7 protein-coding genes are annotated in these 4,199 nt (G+C 26.3%); 4 read left to right on the forward strand and 3 right to left on the reverse strand.

Annotation, left to right across the window (positions count from 1 at the left end; translation table 11 throughout):
• Positions 1–664: 664 nt before the first annotated feature.
• The 3 genes from N4A48_RS02130 to N4A48_RS02140 all read right to left on the reverse strand — a co-directional run bounded on the left by N4A48_RS02130 (position 665) and on the right by N4A48_RS02140 (position 2,782).
• Positions 665–1,246, reverse strand: coding sequence for a hypothetical protein (locus tag N4A48_RS02130; protein WP_293664029.1), 582 nt, complete (start codon positions 1,244–1,246; stop codon positions 665–667).
• Positions 1,247–1,313: 67 nt separating this feature from the next.
• Positions 1,314–1,916 carry a helix-turn-helix domain-containing protein gene (locus N4A48_RS02135; RefSeq protein ID WP_293664030.1) on the reverse strand — a complete coding sequence of 201 codons (603 nt, stop codon included), beginning with the start codon at positions 1,914–1,916 and terminating at the stop codon, positions 1,314–1,316.
• Positions 1,917–2,323: 407 nt separating this feature from the next.
• Positions 2,324–2,782 carry a hypothetical protein gene (locus tag N4A48_RS02140; protein WP_293664031.1) on the reverse strand — a complete coding sequence of 153 codons (459 nt, stop codon included), beginning with the start codon at positions 2,780–2,782 and terminating at the stop codon, positions 2,324–2,326.
• A gap of 159 nt (positions 2,783–2,941) precedes the next feature.
• Here N4A48_RS02140 and N4A48_RS02145 point away from each other — a divergent pair, with 159 nt between their 5' ends.
• The 4 genes from N4A48_RS02145 to N4A48_RS02160 all read left to right on the forward strand — a co-directional run.
• A complete protein-coding gene (locus tag N4A48_RS02145; RefSeq protein ID WP_293664032.1) occupies positions 2,942–3,124 on the forward strand; it encodes a BC1881 family protein in 183 nt (60 codons plus the stop codon).
• Between the two features lie 12 nt (positions 3,125–3,136).
• The gene (locus N4A48_RS02150; protein WP_293664033.1) at positions 3,137–3,358 is read left to right on the forward strand and encodes an XRE family transcriptional regulator; all 222 of its coding nucleotides are present in this window, start codon (positions 3,137–3,139) and stop codon (positions 3,356–3,358) included.
• Positions 3,359–3,691 carry a hypothetical protein gene (locus N4A48_RS02155; protein WP_293664034.1) on the forward strand — a complete coding sequence of 111 codons (333 nt, stop codon included), beginning with the start codon at positions 3,359–3,361 and terminating at the stop codon, positions 3,689–3,691. It begins immediately after the preceding gene.
• Between the two features lie 148 nt (positions 3,692–3,839).
• Positions 3,840–4,199: hypothetical protein (locus tag N4A48_RS02160; protein ID WP_330665031.1), on the forward strand; the 360-nt coding region annotated here is incomplete at its 3' end.

Raw genomic sequence — 4,199 nt, forward strand, 5'->3', positions numbered from 1 at the left:
ATATAGGATAACCATTGAAATACTAATAACTAGAGAGAACGGAAAGAGAAAATATAAGAAACAACATGAGAAATTATGCACATTAACCTAAGAAAAAATAAAAAGTACGCCCTAGTAGTTGAAAACACTAAACTAGAGCGTATTTTTTATTTAAACTCAAAAACTTCAAATCTTTAAAAAACATGTTTTGGAAAAATAAAACTCAAATTCGTTAGATACAGCGTTACACATTGTTATCAAATAAAATAACGATTTTTCAAATGCATTGAAAATACTGCGTTACATCAAATAACACTTAATTATAAATCGTTATTTATTATTTGATTTTTTATTTAAAATCATAGTAAATCAATAAAAAAGCAATGCGACAAATATGCAATTTTATATAAAACCTGTCGTATTGAACTAATTGCAACGGATTGGAGCTATTAAAAACTACCGAACAAAAGTTTGGGCAATGCGACAAAAATTATATGTATTTTGATTTAAATATTTAAATATAGTATAGTAAATAATAAACAAAAAAGTAGGTGTTATTTTTATGGATAATTTTATAAAAATTAAAGTAATTAGTATAATTCTATCTGTTATTAATATAGGATTTTTATTCTATAAAAATAAAAAACTTAAAAATTAGATAAAGTTATTATTAAGGTGAATTCTTTTATATTTCAGAAACAAATTTTAAAAATAATTCACCTATTTTATTTTTGTTATATATTCTTTCTGATGGACTTAAACCATCAAATAAAATAACATTACCTCTACCATCAATTAAAAAATTATTTGCTAATTTTCTGATTGATAACCAAGTACATTCGGAGTCTATTCCTGTAAGCTCAAAATAACTAACTGTATCTTCACAAAGTGAATTTGTATCAAATTCATTTGTATAAATATATCTTAAAGTAAGTAAATCAAATACAGATAGATTTGAAAGTATTTTTATAAATTCTTCTTTAAGTGTATTCTCATCAAAATTTACTGCAAGGCTAACAATAGCATTTTTCCAAGCTATAATCTTTTCATTTTCTACCTCAGAAGATGCTTCCTCTATAATTCGGAACACATATTTATGAAAGTCATCTCTTGATTTTACATTGGAGAAATCAGCATCACACTTAGATAATAATTCTAATAAATGTATAGCATTTCTCTTTTTAAAGTTTGAATAGGTTGAAAGCATTGTTTTTGCAGTCTCTAAACCCAAATGTGCTAAAGCTATAGATGATGGATCAATATTCATAATAAAACCTCCTTGAAATTTTTATTTATAAAATGATATAAAAACATATCATAAAGACATAAAGAAATTAAGCCATTCTATTCAATACTTGTCCATTGTTTATATCTTTGGAAGTCGATGACTGTCCCTTTTTAATACCTTTAGAATTTAAAAGTTTAAAATCTATAAAATTCCTAACCTCTTGAAGCTCTGATTTAGGAAGACTTTTTAAGTCTTCTATTATAAGTGAATAATTTTCTAAATCTTCAAAGTTAATAGATTCTATTATTTTAATCTCTTTAAATAATTCAGGCATATCTTTTTCTATATCTATTTCACCAATCTTATCAATATCTATTTTATTATCTTTATTGAAAAAGTTTAAAATTTTCTCTAATATATTTTTATTTTTATTAAATAAGGATTCTGAATTATTAGTTGCAGTATCGCTTTTAATTTCATTAGGACCTTTTCCTTTGCCTGTAAGAAGCCAATCTGTAGAAACATTTGTTATATTACTAAGTTTTAGTAGTATATCTATTTTAGGATAGGATTTTTCTTTTATATAGTTTGTTACAGTGTCTTGGTTGATCTGAATAATTTCGGATATTTCTTTCTGGGTATAATTACTTTTTTTTATTGCATCTTTCAATCTAGCTCCAAATCCTTTTAATTCACTCATTTTACTCATTATAAAACACTCCCTTTGAATTAAGATAAATAGTAAAAAATAAAAAAATCCGAAAAATTTCGGAAAAAGTCTTGAATAAATCCGATTTTTTTCCTATAATGTATTTAGATGATATAAAAACCTATCATCACATTAACATAATTACAAAGTTAGTATCAACACAATATTTTAATTTTGGTAAAAATGTTTTGACAATTATCAAATAATGGAATGTGTGATTGATATTAGGACAAGCTCTTATAGCTGATGAGTGGGTAGCAACCACAAATGAAATAATCCAGAACTAGCCAGTGGAGACACTAGACAGTAAGAGCCTGTATCAAAATAGTGAGGAATAAAACTAAAAGGAGGAATTTAAATGAAATTAAAAAAAACACCTCAAAATGAGGTGAATAAAAAAGTTGTTTCTATTGATGAGAGTGCCCAAAGTTTTGAACAATGGATAAAGAAAAATCAGATAAAGAGAAGGCCTGCTTTTCACTGGTATCAACTAAAATTCGCCAATGTGTTTTCAAAGCTTCCGAAAATGATTGCCCATATGTAGTTTCTTCATTTACAAAAATACATTCAATCTCTTTACTTTGAAGAAAATCAAGTGTTATAGCAATCTTTTCAAAAATAAAAAATTTAATGTGTGTAGGTTGTTTTTTAAGAATTGTTCTAAGTTGGTGAATGTGTTCTGCATTTTCAAATTTTTTAAAAACTAATTGAATTTCAGAATCTAATTCACCTCTAGTATTATCAACATCTTCGTGTGTAGGGAATTGCGAAGCATAATTTTGAATAGCTTTTTGGTCTGACTTGCTGAAACTATTCATTAATAATTCCAAGCAGACAGACATTATAGGAAAACTTTTTTTAGACATAGTAGTTATATCTCCTTTCTTGAAGCTTAGATTTTTATAGTAACTTAATTCTAACATTTTAAGGAAGGAAATGCCAATAACTTGTATTATAACTTATAGCTTATATATGGGTAGCAACCATTAAATTAAATGAAAAATAGAGGGGAGAATATAAGAAATATGTTTGGATTAACAAAAAAGATTGAGGATATAAAAACAGAAGATTTGATTAAGGAACTTGCCAGAAGAAAAGGAATAACTTTATTAAAATCAACTGAGAATCAACAATATAAAATAACTTGCAATCACTCAAGAATAAAGGAATTCGGAAAAGCAAAAATCTTATTAATAAGAAATGCATAAGGAGGTTTTAAAATGGCATATAAAGACAATTTCTCGAAGTGGTTTAAAAAATCACTAATAGACCTTGAAATGACCCAAAAGGAATTTACAGAATCAATAGGAATGAATGATATGTACTTAACTCATATCTTAAAAGGTAGAAGAAGTGGAGCAAAGTGGATTCCAATAATACAATCAAAGATTGAAGAGTTGAAAAATTCAAAGGTGAATAACCTATTAAAGGAGGTGATATAGGTGATTGAAAAAGATTGCTTTACTTTAAAAACTCAAATAGAAAATATACAAAATATGATTAATGGAATTGAAAACCTAGAATATAAAGATGAGCAAAGGTTTAAAATGCTATCTGATAAAAATGAAATTCTTGCAAGACAATATCAATTCATAGATGGAATACACGATAAGGCATTGAAAGAATTTGAAGAAATACTGATTATGCATATAGGTAAAATAAATTCAATACAAGAAAGCAAAAGACTAATAATGCAGGAAAAGGATACTTGTATAAAAGAAATCATTGAGCTAAACAAAAAGCTTAAAAAATTCAAGGAAGAGGAAGCTATATAAATGAAAAAAAGAATATATTTTAAAGAGAATAAGGACATAAAAAAAGGAGCGAACCCTGCAAAAGTTTCTCCTTTTAATATAAGCACTCTAAAATGTATTCTTTCCCTCATTATAGCAAACTAAAGAGAAAGAGTAAAGGAGGGAAATTGTGGTAGAACAATTTATAACCATAAATGAAGCAGCAAATTTAGAAGGAATAAATTATAAAACCCTTCAAAAAAGAATTGAAAGAGGAAGCGATTATAAAACAAAAAGGGAGATTTCTATGAGTGGAGGTAAGGATAGAGTTCTTGTTTCTATAAAATCTCTTAGTAGCAAAGCTAAGCGAGTATATAAAGCGAAGGCTGTTCAAAATGAAGATATAGATGATACTCCTTGGTATGTATATGCAGATTACAACTGGTACAAGACAAAATATCCTGAATACTTCTTTAAAGGAGTGGAACTTTCAAAATATATAAATGAGTATTTAAATTTTATACCTAACAAAAAAGAAGGTAAGACTAAA

It is taken from the genome of Tepidibacter sp. (assembly GCF_025210165.1).
Taxonomy (GTDB): Bacteria; Bacillota; Clostridia; order Peptostreptococcales; family Peptostreptococcaceae; genus Tepidibacter_A.

What these genes read in the sequence shown, in the direction of transcription:
- N4A48_RS02150 (WP_293664033.1), top strand. Translation starts at nt 3,137, where the DNA reads ATGGCATATAAAGACAATTTCTCGAAGTGGTTTAAAAAATCACTAATA.
- N4A48_RS02130 (WP_293664029.1), bottom strand. Translation starts at nt 1,246, where the DNA reads ATGAATATTGATCCATCATCTATAGCTTTAGCACATTTGGGTTTAGAG.
- N4A48_RS02135 (WP_293664030.1), bottom strand. Translation starts at nt 1,916, where the DNA reads ATGAGTAAAATGAGTGAATTAAAAGGATTTGGAGCTAGATTGAAAGAT.
- N4A48_RS02140 (WP_293664031.1), bottom strand. Translation starts at nt 2,782, where the DNA reads ATGTCTAAAAAAAGTTTTCCTATAATGTCTGTCTGCTTGGAATTATTA.
- N4A48_RS02145 (WP_293664032.1), top strand. Translation starts at nt 2,942, where the DNA reads ATGTTTGGATTAACAAAAAAGATTGAGGATATAAAAACAGAAGATTTG.